At 59.4% G+C, this 19,834-nt stretch carries 21 protein-coding genes and 1 tRNA gene (1 of these 22 only partly in view); 10 read left to right on the top strand and 12 right to left on the bottom strand.

Going from position 1 to position 19,834, the window contains the following annotated elements:
- Nucleotides 1-245: 245 nt before the first annotated feature.
- Nucleotides 246-1,121 carry a glutathione-dependent disulfide-bond oxidoreductase gene (gene yghU, locus Q1A75_RS14960; protein ID WP_299548935.1) on the bottom strand — a complete coding sequence of 292 codons (876 nt, stop codon included), beginning with the start codon at nt 1,119-1,121 and terminating at the stop codon, nt 246-248.
- A 95-nt stretch (nt 1,122-1,216) separates the two neighbouring features.
- Nucleotides 1,217-2,080, bottom strand: coding sequence for a LysR family transcriptional regulator (locus Q1A75_RS14955; protein ID WP_299548932.1), 864 nt, complete (start codon nt 2,078-2,080; stop codon nt 1,217-1,219).
- Nucleotides 2,081-2,176: 96 nt separating this feature from the next.
- On the opposite strand from Q1A75_RS14955, the gene Q1A75_RS14950 reads away from it, so the two are divergent.
- Entirely contained in the window at nt 2,177-3,235 is a 1,059-nt protein-coding gene (locus Q1A75_RS14950) for a sodium-dependent bicarbonate transport family permease (protein ID WP_299548929.1), read from the top strand.
- A gap of 138 nt (nt 3,236-3,373) precedes the next feature.
- Here the strand turns inward: Q1A75_RS14950 and Q1A75_RS14945 are convergent, their stop codons facing one another.
- Nucleotides 3,374-4,282: a LysR family transcriptional regulator gene (locus tag Q1A75_RS14945; RefSeq protein ID WP_299548927.1), complete on the bottom strand. Its 909-nt coding sequence runs from the start codon at nt 4,280-4,282 to the stop codon at nt 3,374-3,376.
- A gap of 103 nt (nt 4,283-4,385) precedes the next feature.
- Here Q1A75_RS14945 and Q1A75_RS14940 point away from each other — a divergent pair, with 103 nt between their 5' ends.
- Both Q1A75_RS14940 and Q1A75_RS14935 read left to right on the top strand, forming a co-directional pair.
- Complete coding sequence (locus Q1A75_RS14940; RefSeq protein ID WP_299548925.1) at nt 4,386-4,793, top strand: RidA family protein; 408 nt, start codon at nt 4,386-4,388, stop codon at nt 4,791-4,793.
- A gap of 111 nt (nt 4,794-4,904) precedes the next feature.
- A complete protein-coding gene (locus Q1A75_RS14935) occupies nt 4,905-5,735 on the top strand; it encodes an alpha/beta hydrolase (RefSeq protein WP_299548923.1) in 831 nt (276 codons plus the stop codon).
- A 61-nt stretch (nt 5,736-5,796) separates the two neighbouring features.
- Here Q1A75_RS14935 and Q1A75_RS14930 read toward each other — a convergent pair whose 3' ends face one another.
- Nucleotides 5,797-6,252, bottom strand: a complete 456-nt coding sequence (locus Q1A75_RS14930; RefSeq protein WP_299548921.1) for an Rrf2 family transcriptional regulator — start codon at nt 6,250-6,252, stop codon at nt 5,797-5,799.
- Nucleotides 6,253-6,385: 133 nt separating this feature from the next.
- On the opposite strand from Q1A75_RS14930, the gene Q1A75_RS14925 reads away from it, so the two are divergent.
- Nucleotides 6,386-7,822: an MFS transporter gene (locus Q1A75_RS14925; protein WP_299548918.1), complete on the top strand. Its 1,437-nt coding sequence runs from the start codon at nt 6,386-6,388 to the stop codon at nt 7,820-7,822.
- The gene (locus Q1A75_RS14920; RefSeq protein WP_299548916.1) at nt 7,812-8,444 is read left to right on the top strand and encodes a class I SAM-dependent methyltransferase; all 633 of its coding nucleotides are present in this window, start codon (nt 7,812-7,814) and stop codon (nt 8,442-8,444) included. The genes Q1A75_RS14925 and Q1A75_RS14920 overlap by 11 nt, the downstream gene beginning before the upstream one ends.
- 81 nt (nt 8,445-8,525) lie before the next feature.
- On the opposite strand, the gene ykgO is transcribed toward Q1A75_RS14920, so the two are convergent.
- Together ykgO and Q1A75_RS14910 are read right to left on the bottom strand one after the other, a co-directional pair.
- Nucleotides 8,526-8,651, bottom strand: a complete 126-nt coding sequence (gene ykgO / locus Q1A75_RS14915; RefSeq protein WP_005850168.1) for a type B 50S ribosomal protein L36 — start codon at nt 8,649-8,651, stop codon at nt 8,526-8,528.
- Nucleotides 8,652-8,759: 108 nt separating this feature from the next.
- A tRNA-Val gene (locus Q1A75_RS14910) sits at nt 8,760-8,834 on the bottom strand.
- A 149-nt stretch (nt 8,835-8,983) separates the two neighbouring features.
- On the opposite strand from Q1A75_RS14910, the gene Q1A75_RS14905 reads away from it, so the two are divergent.
- Nucleotides 8,984-9,844: an N-formylglutamate amidohydrolase gene (locus Q1A75_RS14905; protein WP_299548913.1), complete on the top strand. Its 861-nt coding sequence runs from the start codon at nt 8,984-8,986 to the stop codon at nt 9,842-9,844.
- Between the two features lie 3 nt (nt 9,845-9,847).
- Here the strand turns inward: Q1A75_RS14905 and Q1A75_RS14900 are convergent, their stop codons facing one another.
- Nucleotides 9,848-11,101, bottom strand: coding sequence for a DNA polymerase IV (locus Q1A75_RS14900; RefSeq protein WP_299548911.1), 1,254 nt, complete (start codon nt 11,099-11,101; stop codon nt 9,848-9,850).
- Between the two features lie 54 nt (nt 11,102-11,155).
- Between Q1A75_RS14900 and Q1A75_RS14895 the strand changes: the two genes are divergently transcribed.
- On the top strand, nt 11,156-11,590 hold the full coding sequence (locus Q1A75_RS14895) for an NUDIX hydrolase (protein WP_299548909.1): 435 nt from the start codon (nt 11,156-11,158) through the stop codon (nt 11,588-11,590).
- Nucleotides 11,591-11,810: 220 nt separating this feature from the next.
- Here the strand turns inward: Q1A75_RS14895 and pyrF are convergent, their stop codons facing one another.
- On the bottom strand, nt 11,811-12,527 hold the full coding sequence (gene pyrF, locus Q1A75_RS14890) for an orotidine-5'-phosphate decarboxylase (RefSeq protein WP_299548907.1): 717 nt from the start codon (nt 12,525-12,527) through the stop codon (nt 11,811-11,813).
- 196 nt (nt 12,528-12,723) lie between these two features.
- Complete coding sequence (locus Q1A75_RS14885; protein WP_299548905.1) at nt 12,724-13,035, bottom strand: orotidine 5-phosphate decarboxylase; 312 nt, start codon at nt 13,033-13,035, stop codon at nt 12,724-12,726.
- A gap of 442 nt (nt 13,036-13,477) precedes the next feature.
- Here Q1A75_RS14885 and clpB point away from each other — a divergent pair, with 442 nt between their 5' ends.
- Nucleotides 13,478-16,093: an ATP-dependent chaperone ClpB gene (clpB, locus tag Q1A75_RS14880; protein ID WP_299548903.1), complete on the top strand. Its 2,616-nt coding sequence runs from the start codon at nt 13,478-13,480 to the stop codon at nt 16,091-16,093.
- A 52-nt stretch (nt 16,094-16,145) separates the two neighbouring features.
- Here clpB and Q1A75_RS14875 read toward each other — a convergent pair whose 3' ends face one another.
- From Q1A75_RS14875 to Q1A75_RS14865, 3 genes are all read right to left on the bottom strand, one after another.
- Complete coding sequence (locus Q1A75_RS14875; RefSeq protein WP_299549039.1) at nt 16,146-16,745, bottom strand: calcium-binding protein; 600 nt, start codon at nt 16,743-16,745, stop codon at nt 16,146-16,148.
- On the bottom strand, nt 16,631-17,188 hold the full coding sequence (locus Q1A75_RS14870; protein ID WP_299548900.1) for a hypothetical protein: 558 nt from the start codon (nt 17,186-17,188) through the stop codon (nt 16,631-16,633). The genes Q1A75_RS14875 and Q1A75_RS14870 overlap by 115 nt, the downstream gene beginning before the upstream one ends.
- Nucleotides 17,189-17,418: 230 nt before the next feature.
- Nucleotides 17,419-17,907 (bottom strand): fasciclin domain-containing protein, encoded by a 489-nt coding sequence (locus Q1A75_RS14865; RefSeq protein ID WP_299548897.1) that lies wholly within the window; start codon nt 17,905-17,907, stop codon nt 17,419-17,421.
- Nucleotides 17,908-18,152: 245 nt separating this feature from the next.
- Here Q1A75_RS14865 and Q1A75_RS14860 point away from each other — a divergent pair, with 245 nt between their 5' ends.
- The gene (locus Q1A75_RS14860) at nt 18,153-19,646 is read left to right on the top strand and encodes an FMN-binding glutamate synthase family protein (RefSeq protein WP_299548894.1); all 1,494 of its coding nucleotides are present in this window, start codon (nt 18,153-18,155) and stop codon (nt 19,644-19,646) included.
- Nucleotides 19,647-19,718: 72 nt separating this feature from the next.
- Nucleotides 19,719-19,834 carry the 5' end (the start) of a protein-methionine-sulfoxide reductase catalytic subunit MsrP gene (gene msrP / locus Q1A75_RS14855; RefSeq protein ID WP_299548891.1) on the top strand. 790 nt of this gene lie beyond the right edge of the window, so the window shows 116 of its 906 coding nt (coding positions 1-116); it begins with the start codon at nt 19,719-19,721; the stop codon falls past the right edge of the window.

Raw genomic sequence — 19,834 nt, 5'->3', positions numbered from 1 at the left:
AAGCAAGGGCAGCAAGGCGCATGGGGCAGGTCTCCGGATCAGGTTCGATCCCGGTGAGTTAGCCTGACCTGCGCTCCAGGCAAGCGACCGCGCCCCGTCGGGCACGAGTGTGCGTTCAAAGTGGTTAAAATGCGCTACCGCACCGTGCGGTACGATAGCGTCTTGTTTCTGCGCGCGTTTCAGACATCGCCCAACATCCGGTGTCTTCAGCGCACGCCTTGTCCCCGCGGGGACAAGCCCCGGGTTCAATCGTCTTTCGGTCCGATTTTGTCCTGCGTCTGGGTGTCAAAATCCGCCGCATTATGGCGTTCATGCAGCTGCAGCTCCGGCTCCCCAAAGGCCCGATTGACCATCCGTCCGCGCAGGGTCGCGGGCCGTTCGTCGATCTTCTTGGCCCAGGCCAGAACGTTGCCATAGCTCTCGACATCCAGGAACTCCGCCGCGGAATAGAGACGCCCCAGACACAGCTGCCCGTACCAGGGCCAGATCGCCATGTCGGCAATCGTGTATTCGTCCCCAGCGATGAACGGCTTGTTCGCCAGCTCGCGATCCAGAACGTCCAGCTGCCGTTTGCTCTCCATCGCGTAGCGGTTGATGGGGTACTCGTATTTCTCGGGCGCGTAGGCATAGAAGTGACCGAACCCACCCCCGAGGAACGGGGCAGAGCCCATTTGCCACATCAACCAGTTGAGCGTTTCTGTGCGAGCGGGGCCGGAGGCGGGGAGGAACTTGCCGAATTTTTCGGCGAGGTGGATCAGGATCGACCCGCTTTCAAACACGCGCAGTTCACTGTCGCCCGAGCGGTCGATCAGGGCGGGGATCTTGGAGTTGGGGTTCGCGTCCACGAAGCCCGATCCGAACTGGTCGCCGTCGCCGATGTTGATCAGCCACGCATCGTACTCAGCTTCACTGATGCCAGCGGCCAGCAGCTCTTCGAACAGCATGGTGACCTTGACCCCGTTGGGCGTCGCCAAGGAGTACAGTTGGAACGGGTGCTTGCCGACGGGGAGGTCCTTGTCCTGTGTGGGGCCTGCGATGGGACGGTTGATGGATGCAAACTGGCCGCCGCTTTCGGCGTCCCATGTCCATTTGGCAGGGGGCGTGTATGTCGGATCGCTCATTTGGGAAGAGCCTTTCTGTTGGTTCATTGCCGCAACCTATGGCGTTGCGCTGTGGTCGCAAGGGGTGGGCCTGTGCCGTGCCGCACAGGGTTGCCTCAGTCCGGCAGCAAAACCCCCAGCATCGGATGCGGAAAGCTGCGGCGGGTGGTGACAGCATAGAAGGTGTCGGTGATGCCAGTGTCGAAAGGTGCTGTAATCAATTGCCCTGAGGCAATTTCGTCGGCCAACACGATCTCGGGGGCGAGGGCAAGACCGACTCCAGCGCGGGCCAGCAGGCGAACCATGGCCATGTCATCCACGTCGGCGATGATGCGGGGCTGCACCCCGAGCCGTGCGGTCAGACGGTTGAATCCGGTGCGGATCGCGCTTTCTGTCGGGACGATAACCGGTTCCGATTTAAGGAGTGTTCTTAGCGACTTATGCCCCATGCGGCCAGGAGCACCGTGTAAGCTGACAGCATGTCCTGCCAACCGGTGGGCGATGAAGTCTGACCCCGCGGCACTGGTGGGTGCATCGGTTGTCAGCACGACATCCAGTGCAAGCTCGGCCAAGGATCGCAACAGGGGTGCATTCTGGCCGGATTTCAACACGATGTCCTGATCCTGGTGATCAAGGATCGGGCGCAGGACCTGTAGCTGGAAGTTGCGTGACAGGGTGGAGAGCGCGCCAACGCGCAGCGGCGGCGCATGATCCGCGCTGCGGTTCAGCGTTTCCATCAATTCTTGACCGGTGCCAAAGATGCGGTCGGCGTGGTCAAGGGCGATGCGCCCCACCTCGGTCAGTATCAACTGCCGCCCAACGCGATCAAACAGGTCATGGCCCAGCCGCGCCTCTAACGCCTTGATCTGTGTGGATAACGCCGACTGAGATAGGTTCAGTTTGTCTGCAGCACGGGTCAGGTTCCCCTCGTGCGCGACAGCGCGGAAGTAGCGCAGGTGATGGTAGTTCAATGTATCCATACATTGATAATATAGAACGATTATAGAAAATAGTTATATTTTTTATCTGGCTTCGACTGACTTACCTCCTGCCAAACAACCGAATAGAGGCCCGTCATGGACATCATCACCGACATCGTTTCGACCATCCTGACCCAGATGCAAAAGCCGACCCTCGCCTTTCTGATCGGGGGCATGATGTTGGCGGCTTTGGGCAGCAAATTCGAAGTGCCGGAGCCGATCTACAAGTTCATCGTGATCCTGCTGCTGCTCAAGGTCGGTATTGACGCTGGCATTTCGGTGCGCGAGGCCAACTTTGTCGAGCTGGCTGTGCCAGCGGTGCTGGCGGCGGCCATAGGCATGGCGATCGTCATCTTAGGCCGCGCGACGCTGGCCCGGTGGCGGGGCGTGTCGCAATTGGATGCGACGGCGACCGTCGGTCTGTTCGGAGCGGTGTCCGCCTCTACCCTGGCGGCGGGGATGGCAGTTCTGGATGACGAGGGCATCGCATACGAGGGGTTCATCGGCGCACTCTATCCTTTCATGGATGTGGCGGCACTGGTGACGGCTATCGTCCTTGCCCGGCTAGCGGCAGCGCGAAAGGCGGCAACAGCACAGGGCGATGGCACCATGACACTGGGCGGTGTCGGCGGCACCGGAATCCCGGCGGTCGAACAGGATCTGATCAAGGGAATATTGGTCGATACGATGCGCAGCCCGGCCATTTCAGCCCTGATCCTTGGGCTTGCGTTCGGCCTGTTTGCAAGGCCCGAGAGCGTCTATGCCAGCTTTTATGAGCCGCTGTTCCATGGGTTGCTGTCTGTCCTGATGCTTATCATGGGGATCGAAGCGTGGTCGCGGTTGTCGGAACTTAAGGGCGTCGCACATGCCTATCTGTTCTATGGACTGTCCGCGCCGCTGGTGCATGGCACGCTGGGGTTTGGCGCGGGTCTGATTGCCCACCATCTGACCGGATTTTCGGCGGGCGGCGTGGTGCTGTTGTCGATCATGGCCGCATCGAGTTCCGATATCTCGGGCCCGCCTACGATGCGCGGGGCACTGCCGGAGGCGAACCCATCTGCTTATGTCGGCGCGTCCACCGGTCTTGGTACACCGGTGGCGATCCTGAGCATTCCGTTGTTCATGACGCTGGCAGACCACTTCATCGGATTCTGAGCAAGACATCGTCTGTTGAGCTTCAGGTGACATTAATCTGCGCACTTAGAATCGACCCGGATCAGATGTTTTGCATGTGCGGTCTACGACCGGGATCCTATGTGGCGACGAATGTCTGCAAATGAGGTCGTAAAACGTTTAGCTTGAACCGGATTTCCTGATGTCTTCGCTCAGCATGTCGATGAAGTGGCGGACGCGGGGCTCCAGCAGGCGCTTGTGGGGGTACAGCGCGATTATAGGTATCAAGCCGACGGTTGTTTTCGGTAGCACGCGCTCAAGCCGACCCTCCGCAATGTCTGTTCCGACCAGCAGCCTTGGCAACTGCGCAACACCAAGCCCTTTCAGCGCCATTTCGCGAAGGGCTTCTGCGTTGTCGAGACGAAGACGCACATGACCCTGGGCGCTGATCCAGGTGCCATCCTCGTCCTGGAGGCGCCAGCCCTGCCGTTCACCCCGGCTGGCAAACTGCAACAAGTCGTGGCGGGTGAGTTCCTCGATATTCAAGGGCCGCTCGCGCGTCTTGAAGTGTGATGGGGCTGCACAAAGGATGGCCTCGTCCCTTAACAATGTTCGCGTGATGAAGCTTTGGTCGGGCGCGCGCATCCCGATGCGGATCGCAAGGTCGAAGCCCTTTTCGACGATGTTGTCGACCCGGTCGGATAACGACAGCTCTATCTGCGTCTCTGACCAGGTTTCCAGATATCGACGCACTGTCGGCAGCAGCAATCTGCGGCCTAAAGCGTCGGGGGCCGTGATACGCAACATCCCACGTGGGACGCCACGGTTGCTTGCGATACTGTCATCAGCGGCTTCTATCGCTTCACGAATGGCAAGACCGCGCTCGTATAGGCGCCGACCTTCCTCTGTCAGGTCAAGCGCCCGGGTCGTGCGGTTCAAGAGCCGCGCGCCGTATCCGTCCTCGAGCCGTGCCACCGCCTTTCCGGCGGTAGAGCGCGACAACCAGAACGTTTTGCCCGCGGCGACGAAACTTCCTGTTTCGACGACCGAGAGAAAGACGAGGATATCGTTCGTCTTCGATCCGATCATGATGCGCTAATTGTAGCACAATAATCGTGACTGAAGCGAACACTGCTCGTCTTCCTCTTCATTTATGTCTCCTTCGTACGACAACCGCTGAAAGGATGAACACATGTCGGCTTTTATCGATCGTTTGAACCCACTGGCCTTGCCGGATTCCAGGCGGGCTGGGTATTCTCAGATTTCCATCGCATATCCTGGTCCCTTGGCCTTTGTTTCCGGCCAGGTCGCCTGGCACCCCGACGGTGCAGCTGCGACTGCATCGTTGGCCGAGCAGACGTCCATCGTGGTCGACAATCTGCGTGTCGCTCTGGATGCGCTTCAGGTTTCTCCTGACAACATCGTTCAGTTGCGCATCTACATGACCGATCTGCAGCCTGAGCGGCAAGAGATCGCGATGAAAGAGATCATCCGCTTTCTCGATGGCGCCCAACCAAGCCTGACGGGCATTGGCGTTGCCGCGTTGGCAGGTCCGGGCCTTGAGATCGAGGTCGAAATGGTCGTGCAAGTCGCCGCCTGACAGGAACCGTCATGACAACATTCACTCGACACCGAGCCGACGAGAGGCGCCGCCTTTCTGCCGCGCCTCTCGTTCGCGCAAACACAACCAGAAATGAAAGGAGTTCAAGAAATGTCAACTTTCACCGCAACTGATGGGACCGAGATCTTCTACAAAGACTGGGGTCCCAAAAACGCCCAACCTATCATGTTCCACCATGGCTGGCCGCTGAGCAGTGACGATTGGGACAACCTGATGTTGTTCTTTTCCTCGAAAGGTTACCGTGTCATTGCGCATGATCGCCGTGGGCACGGGCGCTCAAGCCAGACAGATCTGGGCCACGACATGAATACCTACGCGGCTGACGTGATTGAATTGGTCAAAGAACTGGACCTGAAAGATGCGGTCCATGTCGGCCATTCCACCGGCGGTGGAGAGGTTGCAAGATATGTGGCGCTTGCCGAACCCGGACGCGTGGCCAAGGCCGCGTTGCTTGGGGCAATCCCGCCCCTGATGTTGCAGACCGATGCCAACCCTAATGGTGTTCCGATGGAGGTGTTCGATGGTTTTCGGTCCGCGCTAATCGCAAACCGTGCGCAGTTCTACCTTGATGTGCCATCCGGCCCTTTCTTTGGGTTCAACCGCGAAGGTGCTGAGGTCAGCCAAGGTCAGATCCAGAACTGGTGGCGTCAGGGAATGATGGGAAGCGCGTCGGCGCATTATCAATGCATCAAGGTCTTTTCCGAGACCGATCAAACCGATGACCTCAAAGCGATCAAAGTACCAGTTCTGGTTATGCATGGCGAAGACGACCAGGTGGTGCCGATTGCAAACTCTGCAGAGAAGGCTGTGAAGTTGCTCGCGAATGGCACTTTGAAGACCTACGAAGGCCTCTCACACGGCTTCTTTGCCACGCATCCCAAGCAGGTGAATGCCGATCTGCTGGCGTTCATCGATGCATGATCAGAGTGAACGGCGGGGGCTGACGCGCGCCCGTCTGCCTGAACGTGCTCTGGGTGTACCGTCAGTCAGAACTTGCCGATGCCTTTCTCTGAAAGGCGGCAATCTCGTCGCGCGACTGGTCAATGAGATCTGCAACGCTCTGGCTGGTCAGGGAGTCGAGGAACCGCTCCCGTGCGGCATCAAGAGCAGCCCGCGTCGCGGCATTGGCTGATCGTTCCAACAGGCATGTCGGTGTGTCGTCGGATGCACCGATTGCAAAGAGCTTGGGCTCGCCCAAAGCCGCGTAGACATCCGCAAGCGATATGTCGGTAAGCGGCCTCTCAAGATACCAGCCACCGCCATGCCCTTTCGTTGATCCCAGAATGCCTGCGTCTCGTAGTCCGCCCATCGTTCGGCGGACCAGGGAGGGGTTCGTACCCAGCATCTGGCCGATCACCTGGGAGGTCATTGGGTCTTCGCACTCTCCCAAATGCATCAATACGTGCAGAATTCTGGATAGTCTGCTGTCGGTTCTCATCGCGTCCTCCAATGGGCAACATCATAGATCAGGTGAGGTCACGTGACAAATGAAAGCACATGATGTTGACGCGGTATTTCATGTTACTTATAAAGTTTCGTGAATCACCTTCGCCACTGCTGGAGTCGACTCAATGACGCTCACCCACAACCCTCCCACCGCTGCTGCAAGCTTTCGCCAATACTGGCTTAACGCCGCGTTTCTGTTCACCGCGGCTTTCATCAACATGCTGGATACGACCATCATCAACCTCGCGCTTCCGGCGATCCAAACAGAGTTCTCGGCGTCGAACAGCAACCTGCAATGGACGCTGGTGATTTATATCGTGACCTTTGCGGCAGGGTTGTTGCCATTTGGACGGTTTGGCGACGTCTTTGGCAGGCGCCGCCTTTTCCTTGGCGGGCTTTTGGGTTTCACCGTCGCATCTTCTGCCTGCGGCTTTGCTCTGACCATCGAAACCCTGATCCTCGGGCGTTTCTGTCAGGGTCTTGCGGCCGCAATGATGATGCCGCAGGTGCTCGCGATCCTCCACGAGAGCGTTCCCGAGGATGAAAAGGCGAAGGCCATCAGCCTCTTTGGAATGGTTACGGCCCTCGGGGCCATGGCCGGTCCTTTGGCGGGTGGTCTCCTGATCTCTGCCGATCTTTGGGGGCTGGGTTGGCGGATGATCTTTCTGGTCAACTTGCCGTTCGGCGTGGTTGCGTTTGTGGGCGCATATCTTGTTCTTCCCGCTGGTCCCACGCGCAAGAGACAAGCCGTTGATTGGAGTGGCGCGGCCTTGTTTGCGGTTGCGGCAGTTGCGCTGCTTTATCCTGTCATCGAAGGGCGCACATTGGGTTGGCCCAAATGGCTTGCGGCCCCGGTCGGCCTGTCCTTTTTGACGGCAGCAGCATTCTGGCGGCACCAGCACCACCTCGCAGCCCAAGAGAAGCCCCAGATCCTGCCAGCGAGCCTTCTGGGTAACCCGCGTTTTCTGACCCGCGTCGGGATCGTTACGACCATGTTCATCGGCATTGCCGGGCCGATTGTCGCTCTAGCCATGGTCCTGCAATTGGGTTTGGGTCTGACCCCGGCAGGGGCTGGTATCGCTCTTGCGGCGCATCCCGTCAGCATCATGATTTCATCGCTTGCATCCAGCCGCATGGGAACCCGTTACCTGATCTTGCGCGCCCTCTTCGGACTGGTGTTGCTCCTCCTTGGCATGAGCGCATTGCAGGTCACCATCACTGCAACAGCCTCCGTTCCAATGCTCTGGGTCCCGCTTGCCGTTATTGGCACTGGGGTCGGTACGGCGACGGTGGCACTTTATCAACTGGTGCTGAAAGAGGTGCCGGCGGCCGACGCCGGTGCGGGCTCCGGTGCCCTGCAAGCCTTCCAGCAGATTGGCATCGCCCTTGGTATCGCGGTGGTGGGGCAAGTGTATTTCCCTGCGCTTGAGGATGCATCCGATCCGTCCATCTATATCGATGCCATGAAACGGGCGCTTTGGCTGCCTATCACGATCCACGCCGCCTTATGCCTCATTGTCCTGAGAACGCAGCAAAGGGAGGGCGAACACGATGCGTCCTGATCGACATACCGGATCAGCCGAAGACTTTTGGGAGGGCATTTATGGCAACGCGTCTTCGCGGACATCGGGACTTCCTTCGACGATCCTGAAGCGGTTTGCAACGGGTCGCGCGCCGGGTCACGCGCTTGATCTGGGGTGCGCGAAGGGGGATGATGTTGTCTGGTTGGCCAAACAAGGCTGGCGGGTCCTTGGCGTCGACATCTCGGCCGTTGCGCTGGGCATTGCGGCAAAAAATGCCGCACGAAACGATGTGGCAGATCATATCGTGTTCGAGCGGCATGATCTGTCCAAAAGCTTTCCAGACGGAAAATTCGACCTTGTCTCGGCCATGTTTTTGCAGACACCGTTCGACTTTCCATGCGCCCTGGTTTTGCGGGCAGCCGCCTCTGCCGTGCGCCCATCTGGCCTTCTGCTTGTTGCGACACATCAGACCCATGCGCCTTGGTCGTGGAGCGCCCCGAACGAGCGGGAGATTTCGGCACAAGACAGGTTCTTGGAACTCGACCTTGAGGTGTCGCACTGGCGTCAGGTTTTTGTCGGGCCGATCCATCGGAAAGCCAAAGGCCCAGGTGGTCAGCAAGCTGACGTGACCGACGCTGTTCTTGCGCTCGAACGGGTTTGAGCTGCGCGGCGGCCCAGATGTCACAAAAGAAAAAGGCCGCTCCTAAGCGGAGCGGCCTTTTGCATGTCTGTCGCTTAGGGCCTAGCCTTGGCGTGCTTTGAACCGGCGCTGCGTCTTGTTGATGACGTACACACGGCCCTTGCGACGCACGACGCGGCAATCACGATGCCGGTTTTTCAGCGAGCGGAGCGAGTTGCGAACCTTCATGGCGCTTCTTCCCTTAATTTCATGGCGCGAAGCAGCGCCGGGTTGCGTTTTGGCACAGACGTGCCGGTGTTTTAGTGCCGTGCGGGTTGCCCCGGTTGGCGGAATAGGTGGTGGGCGATACAAGGATCGAACTTGTGACCCCTTCGATGTCAACGAAGTGCTCTACCGCTGAGCTAATCGCCCACTTTGACCGTCCCGGATGGCCTGCCCACAAAGAAAGCGGACGCGGAAATCCGCGCCGGGTGAGGGGCGTATAAAAGGAGTCGAAGAGAGGATCAAGGGCTTTTGGCTTTCCCATTTCTCGGTCTATGTTGGAATCCAGAGGAGAGGCCATGCCAAAGGTTGCATACGAAGTTCTGCACCCGGAACGCCGCACATCGTGCGTGGTGTTTGCATCGCCCCATTCCGGGCGCGATTACCCGTGGAGCTTCCTGCGCCGGACGGTATTGGACGAGCGCACCATACGGTCTTCCGAGGACGCATTTGTTGACAAGTTGTTCGACGCGGCGCCGCAGCACGGTGCGCCTTTGCTTAAGGCAGGTGCGCCGCGCGCCTTTGTGGACCTGAACCGCAGTGCGGACGAGTTGGACCCTGCCTTGATCGAAGGGGTGCGCCGTCAGGGCCACAATCCGCGCATTGCCAGTGGTCTGGGGGTTATCCCCCGCGTGGTAGCCAATGGCCGCGTTATCTATCGCGGCAAGTTGCCCATGCGTGAGGCCGAGCGCCGTATCGACCTGTATTGGCGCCCCTATCACCAAATGCTGCAAAAGCTGCTGGATGGCGCGCATCAGCATCATGGCCTGACTGTGTTGATCGATTGCCATTCGATGCCACACGAAGCGATGGATGGCATTGCCCAAGGTGCGCGAAAGCGCCCCGACGTCGTGTTGGGGGATCGCTTTGGCGCTGCCGCCGGGAGCGAGATCATGGATGTTATCGAGGCGGCCTTTGCCTCGGCCGGGTTCACCGTTGCCCGCAACGCGCCCTTCGCCGGGGCCTATGTCACCCAGGCTTATGGCCGTCCGTCTCGGAATCAGCATGCGGTCCAGGTCGAGATTGACCGATCCTTGTACATGAACGAAAGCCTGATTGAGCCCAACGCTGATTTTGAGTGTGTGCGAGACCGCTTGCGTTCTGTCGTGGCAGAGGTGTCTGCCGTCGGTCAAAACCGCTTGCCACTTGCCGCTGAGTAGCCTTCAGCGGAGCGCACGCCCTTTAACAATTGCATCCGGTCCGAACCGGTCGCGAATTGCATCGGTGGCCCGTTCGGCTTCCCCACGCTTGCGTGCGTCGGGGTCCAGCAGGTCGCCCGATGCCTGCACGCTGTCGGCATCCAAGAGGTCAGAAATACCGCAGCCCAACAGTCGATAGGGCCCTTCATCCCCAACCTGATCGAACAGTCCGCGCGCCGTGCGGTAGATCGTGTCGGCCAGCTGTGCCGGATCGCGCAGCGATACCCGCCGTGTGAGCGAGGAGTGGTCGTGCCGTTTGAGTTTTAGGGTCACCACCCGGCCTGCAAGGCCGCGCGCCTTTGCGCGACCCGAGACCTTTTCAGCCATGCGCCAAAGATGACCATCGAGGATGTCGGGATTGTTGGTGTCTTCGCTGAATGTGGTTTCGTTGCTGATCGATTTCATCGGTGCGTTGCGCGTGACGCGCCGGGCGTCTTTCCCGCGCGCGAGGTTCCAGAGCCGATCACCCATGGACCCGAACCGTGCCACCAGATCTGTCTGTTCCCAACGCAAAAGGTCAGCGAAGGTGCGGATGCCTGCCTTGTCGAGCGAGGCCTGTGCTGCCGGGCCTATGCCCCAGATCAGTCGTACGGGCTTGTCCCGCAGAAAGTCGGCAGTCTCTACGGCGCCGATAATCGAGAAACCGTGCGGCTTTTCGAGGTCTGACGCGACCTTGGCGAGGAACTTGTTGTGCGACAGGCCGATGGAGCCGGTGAGGCCCAGTTCATCCCGCATGCGTTTGATCAGTCGGGCCAGCATAACCGCTGGCGGCGCGCCATGCAGACGGGCCGTGCCTGTGAGGTCAAGGAACGCTTCGTCCAGCGACAGGGGTTCGATGGCTGGGGTCATCTCTTCCATCATGTCGCGGATCGCGCGGGAGGCTTCGGCATAGGCCTCCATCCGCGGTTTGATCACGATGGCGTCAGGGCAGAGTTTGAGCGCCTGGAACATGGGCATGGCGGATCGCACACCGCGGATGCGGGCCACATAGCAGGCCGTCGAAACCACCCCCCGTCGTCCACCGCCGATGATCACCGGCTTGCCGTCAAGGCTGGGATCGTCCCGTTTTTCAACTGATGCGTAGAAGGCGTCGCAATCCATGTGCGCGATTGTCAGGTCAAAGAGTTCGGGATGGCTGACCACGCGCGGCGCACCGCAGGACGGGCAGCGGATTCCCGCATCGAACGTGGTGAGACAGTCGCGGCAAAGGCTGGGCATGGTATTGCTTTGTGGCTAGTTGTTTCAGTGTAGCAAGTCAGTGAGGAAATGAACATGGCCGGACGGTTGATCGGGGCGAAACTGGCTCTGTTTGTGGGTGATCGTCTGGCAACGCTCTTGCGCGATGATAAGCCCGGCCTGCTGTGGCCCAGTCACTGGGATTTGCCGGGAGGTGGCTGGGAAGCGGGCGAGACACCCTTGCAATGCGCCTTGCGGGAAACTCAAGAGGAGTTGAACTTGACGATTGATCCTGACCGCGTGCGCTGGGGCCGCGATTATGGGTCCACCAGCGGAGAGATTTCGTGGTTTTTCGCTGCGCATGTGCCTGCGGGCATGGTCAGCAAGATCTCTCTTGGGGATGAGGGGCAGGCGTGGGATTTGATGGACGTGCAGACGTTCCTGGACCACGAATGGGTCGTGCCGCAATTCGAGCCGCGCCTGCGTGATTACCTGGCGGGTGTCATGTCTGCGACGATTGAAAGGCCCTGACATAAAGCCCCCCGCGCTGAGCGGGGGGAGGTGACGAACCTCAGGAAGAGCCGGTCCGTCAGGGAGTATCACCTAAGGTCACATACCACCTGTGCGGGAGTTTTTCGAGTCGGGAATTCCTGACTCATCCAATATACTGTGGCCCGTTGCCTAAATGGCACAAACTGTTGATCCGGAGCCCCATTGGCTCTGGTGCGGAGTTAAGAAAAGCTGCGTGAACTCAGTGGTTTGGCGAAGATGCCTGCGAACTAAGCATTTCTGACAAAATTGCCTCGGCTGCGGCTTTTGGGCTGGGTGCTTTCCAGATCGGGCGGCCCACGACGATATGATCGACACCGTCAGCGACTGCATTTGCCGGTGTTGCGACTCGCTTCTGGTCACCCAGATCGGCCCCTGCCGGACGGACACCAGGGGTGACGATCAGCCGACCATCGGCTTCGGGCAGGGCGCGTATCGCGCGTGCCTCGTGCGGCGACGCGATCACACCGTCGGCCCCGGCGGCAAAAGCGCGGCCTGCCCGTTCTGTAACCAAGTCAGAGATGTCACCAGCCTGGATCAGGCATTCGTCAAGGTCGGCGCGATCAAGGGATGTCAGCACTGTTACCGCAAGTATCTTAAGATTGCTACCTGCCGCCCCTTCCTTGGCTGCGCGTACCACGTGGGGATCGCCATGCACCGTCAGGAAGTCCAGATCGAATTGCGACAGGCCCCGCACCGCCGCTTCGATCGTGGCGCCAATGTCGAACAGTTTCATGTCCAGGAAGATACGCTTACCGCGTTCCTGTTTCAGCTCGTTTGCGAGGGCAAGGCCGCCGCCTGTCAGCATCCCAAGCCCGATCTTGTAGAAGCTGACGCTGTCCCCAAGCCGGTCGGCCAGTTCCAGCCCGGCCACTGCGTTTGGCACATCCATTGCCACGATCAATCTGTCGTCTGTCATGTCTGGTCCCCTGCATCTGGCGTTTGCGCGGTCTTAGGGCAGGTTGAAGATGAAAAAAAGCCCGGATGCGTAAAGCACCCGGGCCAGTTTCAGAGACTTAGCAGGCAGGCACCTGTCTCTGTATGGTCCCGGTGCGGTGGGATTTGCGCGGGGACAGAAGATGCGCAAAGCCCGTGTGGCCCCGGGACGAGGGAAGTCAGGCCGCGCGTGGACGCAGCGCAGCGAATGTGTCGATTGTCATGCGGCGCAGACCCGCAAGTCGATGAGGATGGCGGGGCGCAATGGAGGCGGGCATATGCAAGCCGCTCGACCGACCATTGCTGTGGCGGCGCATCGCCTGGGTCGCAAGGCCCTTGGCTGCGTCCTCGAACTCCATGGTGATGGGCGCCGAGATGGCGCAGGCATAGCTGCGTTCCCTGACCGTGTCGTGCACGGTCACAAGGGCTTCGAAAGACTGCGTGGCGGCGTTGTAGATTACATCGCTCAGTTGCAACGGAACAGTCTGCATTTGGGTCACCTACATGTTGTGGTTCTGCTCGTGTACAATTCAACATGGGTCAGGTTTCCTGGGATTTCAGGGGGGAAATTTTCACGCCGCTTCACAGAGCTGTGCCCGGCAGCTTGGAAATAAGGGGCTGATTTTAGGCAAGATTCTGAATTTGCTAACTTTTTCGCAACGGATACGTATGGAGAATGGTGTTTCAGCTAAGCCTTTGAATCGGCGGGGTTTTGCCAAAAGGCGTGAGTTGCGCGTTCGAATGTGAAGGATTGATGTGATGTTGCATGGTAAATCGGGGCCGCAGACCGCTTTGAAAAATTCGCGCCAAAGTCCGACTGTGGCACTTGTGCAACGTTTGTCCCTTCCCCATCTTGCATGCATAGGCCTGCTGGGCCGCGTGCCTCCGGGAGGGCGCGGCTTGAAATGGGCGCTGACAAAGGAGAAATGACCCATGGACTTGTCCAAGTTCACGGAACGGTCGCGCGGCTTTGTGCAAGCGGCGCAGACGATCGCCACACGCGACAGCCACCAACGGCTTGCCCCCGAGCATATCTTGAAAGCACTGATGGATGACGAGCAGGGCCTTGCATCCAATCTGATCACCCGTGCGGGCGGCGACCCTGCACGCGTGCTGATCCATGTAGATCAGACGCTGGCGAAGATGCCCAAGGTCACTGGTGATGCGGCCCAGGTGTATCTGGACAACGCGACGGCCAAGGTGTTGGCCGAGGCGGAAGCGCTGGCCAAGAAGGCAGGGGACAGCTTTGTGCCGGTTGAGCGCGTTCTGATGGCCCTCGGTATGGTCAAATCCGGTGCGAAGGACGCGCTGGAGGCGGGTAAGGTGAACCCGCAGGCTCTGAATTCCGCCGTCAATGACATTCGCAAGGGACGTACGGCTGATACCGCGAGTGCCGAGGAAGGGTATGACGCGTTGAAGAAATACGCGATGGACCTGACCGAACGGGCCGAGGCGGGCAAGATTGATCCCATCATCGGCCGCGACGAGGAAATCCGCCGCGCGATGCAGGTGTTGTCCCGTCGCACCAAGAACAACCCGGTTCTGATTGGCGAGCCCGGCGTGGGTAAGACGGCCATCGCCGAGGGATTGGCCCTGCGCATCGTGAACGGCGACGTGCCGGAAAGCTTGGGCAACAAGCGTTTGCTGGCCCTCGACATGGGTGCCTTGATTGCCGGTGCAAAGTATCGGGGTGAGTTCGAAGAGCGGCTGAAGGCAGTTCTGACCGAGGTGACCGAGGCCGCGGGCGAGATCATTCTGTTCATCGACGAGATGCACACACTGGTTGGTGCGGGCAAGACGGATGGCGCTATGGATGCGGCCAACCTGATCAAACCGGCACTGGCGCGGGGCGAGCTGCACTGTGTTGGGGCGACCACTTTGGACGAGTACCGCAAGTACGTGGAAAAGGACGCGGCATTGGCCCGTCGCTTCCAGCCGGTGATGATTGTAGAGCCAACGGTCGAGGATACGATCAGCATTCTGCGGGGCATCAAGGAAAAATACGAGCTGCACCACGGTGTGCGTATTTCCGATAGCGCGCTGGTGACGGCCGCAACCCTTTCGCATCGCTACATCACCGACCGATTCCTGCCTGACAAGGCCATCGACCTTGTAGACGAGGCCGCGTCCCGCTTGCGGATGGAGGTGGATTCCAAGCCCGAGGAGCTGGATGCCCTGGACCGTCAGATCCTGCAAATGCAGATCGAGGTGGAGGCGCTGCATCTTGAGGACGATCAAGCGTCGAAAGATCGGTTGGAGACGTTGGAAAAAGATTTGGCAGATTTGCAGGACCGCAGTGCCGAGATGACGGCGCAGTGGCAGGGTGAGCGGGACAAGCTGGCCTCGGCCCGTGACATCAAGGAAGAGCTGGACCATGCGCGGGCCGCGTTGGATATCGCCAAGCGAGAGGGCAATCTCGCGAAGGCGGGTGAGCTGTCCTACGGTGTGATCCCTGATCTGGAACGGAAGCTGGGCGAAGCCGAGGGCGCCGAGACCGATGCGATGGTGGCTGAAGCCGTGCGCCCTGAGCAGATCGCGAGCGTGGTCGAGCGCTGGACGGGTATTCCGACGTCCAAGATGCTGGAAGGCGAGCGTGAAAAGCTGCTGCGTATGGAGGACCAGCTGCACAATCGGGTTATCGGTCAGGACCGCGCCGTGCGCGCGGTGGCCAACGCCGTACGCCGGGCACGGACCGGTCTGAATGACGAGAACCGGCCGCTGGGCTCGTTCCTATTCCTTGGGCCGACCGGTGTCGGCAAGACAGAACTGACCAAGGCGGTGGCCGAGTTCCTGTTTGACGATGACAGTGCGATGGTGCGCATCGACATGTCCGAGTTCATGGAGAAACACGCGGTCGCTCGGCTGATCGGCGCCCCTCCGGGCTATGTCGGCTATGATGAAGGCGGCGTGCTGACTGAGTCCGTGCGGCGGCGGCCTTATCAGGTCGTGCTGTTTGATGAGGTCGAGAAGGCGCACCCGGATGTGTTCAATGTGCTCTTGCAAGTACTTGACGATGGTGTGCTGACGGATGGTCAGGGTCGGACGGTCGACTTCAAGCAGACGCTGATTATCCTGACGTCTAACTTGGGGGCGCAGGCGTTGAGCCAGTTGCCCGAAGGTGCGGATGCCAGCGATGCGCGGCGGGATGTGATGGACGCGGTGCGGGCGCATTTCCGGCCCGAATTCCTGAACCGTCTGGACGAGACGATCATTTTTGATCGGCTGGCGCGCGACGATATGGATGGAATCGTGGATATCCAGATGGCACGGCTTCTCAAACGGCTGGCGGCGCGGAAGATCGAGCTGTCGTTGGATGAAGGGGCCCGAAAATGGCTGGCGGATGAGGGGTATGACCCCGTTTTTGGGGCGCGGCCCTTGAAACGGGTGATCCAATCGGCGCTTCAGAACCCTTTGGCGGAGATGCTGCTGGCGGGCGACATCAAGGATGGCGAGGCCGTCGAGGTGTCAGCTGGCAGCGAAGGGTTGATCATCGGAGATCGCATAAGTGCCTCGAACCGACCACGCCCGGATGATGCCGTGGTGCACTAACGCAAAAGGCCCGCATCTTTGCGGGCCTTTTCCTTTTCATCTCTATCTGAGATCAGAAGATGAAATCCGTCGCATCAATGTCAGCGACATCCATGTTCTGAAGTGTGACTTGATCGGGGCCACCGTGGCTGATCACGACATCTGTGCCGTTCTGTGAGATCGACAGATCCGCGAGCGATGCGATTGATGCGTCTCCGCTGAAGTCCATCAGGTCCACGCCATCTTCAAAGTCGGTGATGGTGTCCCTGTTCGACCCGTTGCCAAAGACGAACACGTCTGCGCCAGCACCTCCGGTCAGGATGTCCTTTCCGGTGCCGCCGTCGAGCACATTGTTGTCGTCACCGCCATATAGTTTGTCATTGCCTGACCCGCCGTTCAGTGTGTCGTTGCCTGCGTCGCCGTGCAGGCGGTCATTGCGCGCGCCACCGTTCAGTTGGTCGTCACCCTGACCCGCTTTCAACAGGTCGTTGCCGTCACCGCCGGACAGGGTGTCGTTGCCTGTACCTGCGGTCAGCTTGTCCTTGCCCGCACCGCCGTTCAAAATGTCATCACCCCCGTAGCCATCAAGGTGGTCGTTGCCATCGCCACCGGCGATGATGTCAACGTCTTCAGACCCGTTGAGCTTGTCATCGTCGGCGGTGCCGTCGACGATATTTTATTTTCGAGAACGGCCTCTTCCAGCGTGATGCTGTACGTTTCGGTGTCATTGGTTTGCAGCGCGAACGCAAAGCTGGTGATGCCAGGCGCCGGGGTGAAGGAAAAGCTGAAGGTGCTGCCGTCGACCTCGGGCGCAGTACTTGACGCAAAATGGCGATTAAAACCGGTTGTTTCCAGCGGAGCACCGTCAACGAAGTTGAAACCATGCGAATGGAAGTCAGAGTGGTTTACCAGGATAAGAGAAAGGCTCCCGGTGGGATCAGCAACAGTGACCGAAATCGTGTAGGTTTCGCCCGGCGTCAGCCCGGTCAAGTTGATGGCATCTTGCGTGTCCGTCGGAGACAACGCGCCATTGAAGACATCGCCCACGGCGATATTGTAGCTGCCGCTCGCATGCGCATTCAAAACGGAGTCAAATGTTTCGTTGATGGTTGGCATTATAGTACCCTTATGAAAATTGTTTTTATTAAGGGCACCCGTGTCATCTACTCGGCCAACCCCTGAACAACGGGCTAGCGGCGAACTGCGGCGTCATATCGACGGGATTCCGGAAAATTCCAGTAAAGTTGTTTGCTTCGCGCCGCATTTGAACCGGATTCAGGCAAAGCTTTGGCGCGAGAAAGAACAGGGGCCAGCGGGCCCCTGTCGACTGCTCGGATTTGCAGAAATTAGCTGCTTGTTTCGGGCAGGATCACCTTGTCGATCACGTGGATTACGCCGTTCGAGGTTTCGATGTCGGCGCTGACGACATTGGCCTCGTCGACCTTTACGCCGTCGTCGAGGTCGATGGTGACGGCGTCACCCTGGACGGTGGTGGCTTCCATGTCGTCCTGCAGATCGGTCGACATCACTTTGCCCGGGACAACGTGGTAGGTCAGGATGGCGGTCAACTGGTCCTTGTTCTCGGGCAGCAGCAGGCTTTCGACTGTGCCTTCGGGCAGGGCGGCGAACGCTTCGTCCGTGGGTGCGAAGACCGTGAAGGGACCCTCGCCTTTCAGCGTGTCGACCAGGCCGGCGGCCTGGACTGCGGCCACGAGTGTTTCGAAGGAGCCTGCACTGACGGCTGTGTCAACGATGTCTTTTTTGGCTGTACCGGCGAACGCGGCAGTTGCAACGGCGGCGATTGCGACGGAGGCGAGAAGTGTCTTGCGGAACATATGAGTGTCTCCCTTAATAGGTTGCGATACCCGTCATGCGGCATCGAAAGGGAAACGTGTGATATCGGTGTATGGATCACGTGGAAATTTTTCCCACACTATCTTGAAACGCGCCATTGAGCCCCTAAGCTGGGCCGTCTTCACATTTCCACTCACGACTTTGTTAAGCATGGCAGAAACCCGCCTGTGCTTGCTTCCTTGCTCCGGGCTTTGCACAGTGTGCGGAACTTTAGAGGGATGGTGTCGTGGGATTTGCAATGTCTGTGCTCGAGGTTCTGGTCCTCGGCTTCTTTTTCATTATTGGTTTGGCGGTTGCCGTGGCTTTGGTCATGTTCGTCATCGACCGGGCCCAGACCCACGATGCGATCCGGCGGAATTATCCGGTCATCGGGCGGTTCCGGCATTTGTTCTCGACCTTGGGCGAGTTCTTTCGCCAATACTTCTTTGCCATGGACCGCGAGGAGCTGCCGTTCAACCGGGCGCAGCGTGAGTGGATCAAGCGGGCGGGCGAGGGGGTCAGTAACACGGTGGCCTTTGGATCGACCCGCAACCTGAATGTTGTCGGTACGCCGATCTTTGTGAATGCGGCCTTCCCGCCGCTGGAGGATCAGTTTGCGCGCACTGCCCCCATGGTGATTGGTGAGGGCGCGCGCACACCTTATACGGCTCGGTCGTTCTTCAACATTTCCGGCATGAGTTATGGCGCCATTTCCAAACCGGCCGTGCGTGCCCTGAGCCGGGGTGCGAAAGAGGCAGGTGTGTGGATGAACACGGGCGAGGGCGGGATCAGCAAGTATCACCTTGAGGGTGGTTGCGACATTGTCTTTCAGATCGGCACGGCCAAGTTCGGTGTCCGCGATGAAGAGGGCAACCTGAGTGACGACAAGCTGCGCGAAGTGGCGGCCCACAAGCAGGTGCGGATGTTCGAGATCAAGCTGGCGCAGGGGGCTAAGCCGGGCAAGGGGGGGATCCTGCCCGGAGCCAAGGTGACGGAGGAGATTGCTGGCATCCGCGGCCTGCGTGCTGGTCAGGATGGGATTTCGCCGAACCGCCATGCCGAGGTGAATGACTGGAACGACCTGTTGGACCTTGTGTGCCACATTCGCGGTGTGACCGGGAAGCCGGTGGGGATCAAAACCGTTGTGGGGGCAGAGCACCCGGTGGCCGAGCTGTTTGCCGTGATCAACACGCGGGGGGCGGCCTGTGCGCCCGACTTTATTACAATAGACGGTGGTGAGGGCGGAACGGGGGCGGCGCCGATGCCTCTGATCGATCTGGTGGGCATGTCGATCCGCGAGGCGCTGGTTGCCGTTGTCGATTTGCGGGACGAGGCGGGCCTGAAGGATCGCATTCGCATCGTCGCCTCGGGCAAGCTGGTGAACCCGGGCGATATTGCCTGGGCGCTGGCGGCGGGCGCTGATTTCATCACCACCGCGCGCGGCTTCATGTTCAGCCTGGGCTGCATTCAGGCGCTGAAGTGTAACAAGAATACATGTCCCACCGGCATCACCACGCATGACAAGCGTTTCCAGAAGGGGCTTGTTGTGGAAGACAAGGAAAAGCGGGTGATGCGCTATGCCCGTGAAATCATCCACGAGGTCGAGACCATTGCGCACTCTGTTGGCGTGGCAGAGCCACGGATGATGCGCCGCCGCCATGTGCGCATCGTGCAGGATGATGGCCGGTCGCGGCCGCTGAACGAAATCACTCCGAGTTACAACCCGGTGACAAGGGCGTGAGCGAATATCATTTTGGTAGCCGGTCAGACCCATCTATGTGCCATGGTGCTTGAAATCGTAGGAGACACCTGAATGGCCCATCGTTGGAAAAACACCCTCACGCGCGCCGACGCGACGCCGTTGGCGGCGTATGTGAACCGTCGGCAGATCATGGCGGGGGCAATGGGTCTGGGACTGATCGGTGCGGC

The sequence above is a fragment of the uncultured Tateyamaria sp. genome, from assembly GCF_947504105.1.
In the GTDB taxonomy this organism is placed as follows: domain Bacteria; phylum Pseudomonadota; class Alphaproteobacteria; order Rhodobacterales; family Rhodobacteraceae; genus Tateyamaria.
Note: the sequence above shows the minus strand (reverse complement) of the source record. Positions and strands in the feature narration are given on the sequence as shown.

Coding starts and splice junctions, on each gene's coding strand:
- yghU (WP_299548935.1), bottom strand. CDS start 1,121: ATGAGCGATCCGACATACACGCCCCCTGCCAAATGGACATGGGACGCC.
- Q1A75_RS14955 (WP_299548932.1), bottom strand. CDS start 2,080: ATGGATACATTGAACTACCATCACCTGCGCTACTTCCGCGCTGTCGCG.
- Q1A75_RS14950 (WP_299548929.1), top strand. CDS start 2,177: ATGGACATCATCACCGACATCGTTTCGACCATCCTGACCCAGATGCAA.
- Q1A75_RS14945 (WP_299548927.1), bottom strand. CDS start 4,282: ATGATCGGATCGAAGACGAACGATATCCTCGTCTTTCTCTCGGTCGTC.
- Q1A75_RS14940 (WP_299548925.1), top strand. CDS start 4,386: ATGTCGGCTTTTATCGATCGTTTGAACCCACTGGCCTTGCCGGATTCC.
- Q1A75_RS14935 (WP_299548923.1), top strand. CDS start 4,905: ATGTCAACTTTCACCGCAACTGATGGGACCGAGATCTTCTACAAAGAC.
- Q1A75_RS14930 (WP_299548921.1), bottom strand. CDS start 6,252: ATGAGAACCGACAGCAGACTATCCAGAATTCTGCACGTATTGATGCAT.
- Q1A75_RS14925 (WP_299548918.1), top strand. CDS start 6,386: ATGACGCTCACCCACAACCCTCCCACCGCTGCTGCAAGCTTTCGCCAA.
- Q1A75_RS14920 (WP_299548916.1), top strand. CDS start 7,812: ATGCGTCCTGATCGACATACCGGATCAGCCGAAGACTTTTGGGAGGGC.
- ykgO (WP_005850168.1), bottom strand. CDS start 8,651: ATGAAGGTTCGCAACTCGCTCCGCTCGCTGAAAAACCGGCATCGTGAT.
- Q1A75_RS14905 (WP_299548913.1), top strand. CDS start 8,984: ATGCCAAAGGTTGCATACGAAGTTCTGCACCCGGAACGCCGCACATCG.
- Q1A75_RS14900 (WP_299548911.1), bottom strand. CDS start 11,101: ATGCCCAGCCTTTGCCGCGACTGTCTCACCACGTTCGATGCGGGAATC.
- Q1A75_RS14895 (WP_299548909.1), top strand. CDS start 11,156: ATGGCCGGACGGTTGATCGGGGCGAAACTGGCTCTGTTTGTGGGTGAT.
- pyrF (WP_299548907.1), bottom strand. CDS start 12,527: ATGACAGACGACAGATTGATCGTGGCAATGGATGTGCCAAACGCAGTG.
- Q1A75_RS14885 (WP_299548905.1), bottom strand. CDS start 13,035: ATGCAGACTGTTCCGTTGCAACTGAGCGATGTAATCTACAACGCCGCC.
- clpB (WP_299548903.1), top strand. CDS start 13,478: ATGGACTTGTCCAAGTTCACGGAACGGTCGCGCGGCTTTGTGCAAGCG.
- Q1A75_RS14870 (WP_299548900.1), bottom strand. CDS start 17,188: ATGCCAACCATCAACGAAACATTTGACTCCGTTTTGAATGCGCATGCG.
- Q1A75_RS14865 (WP_299548897.1), bottom strand. CDS start 17,907: ATGTTCCGCAAGACACTTCTCGCCTCCGTCGCAATCGCCGCCGTTGCA.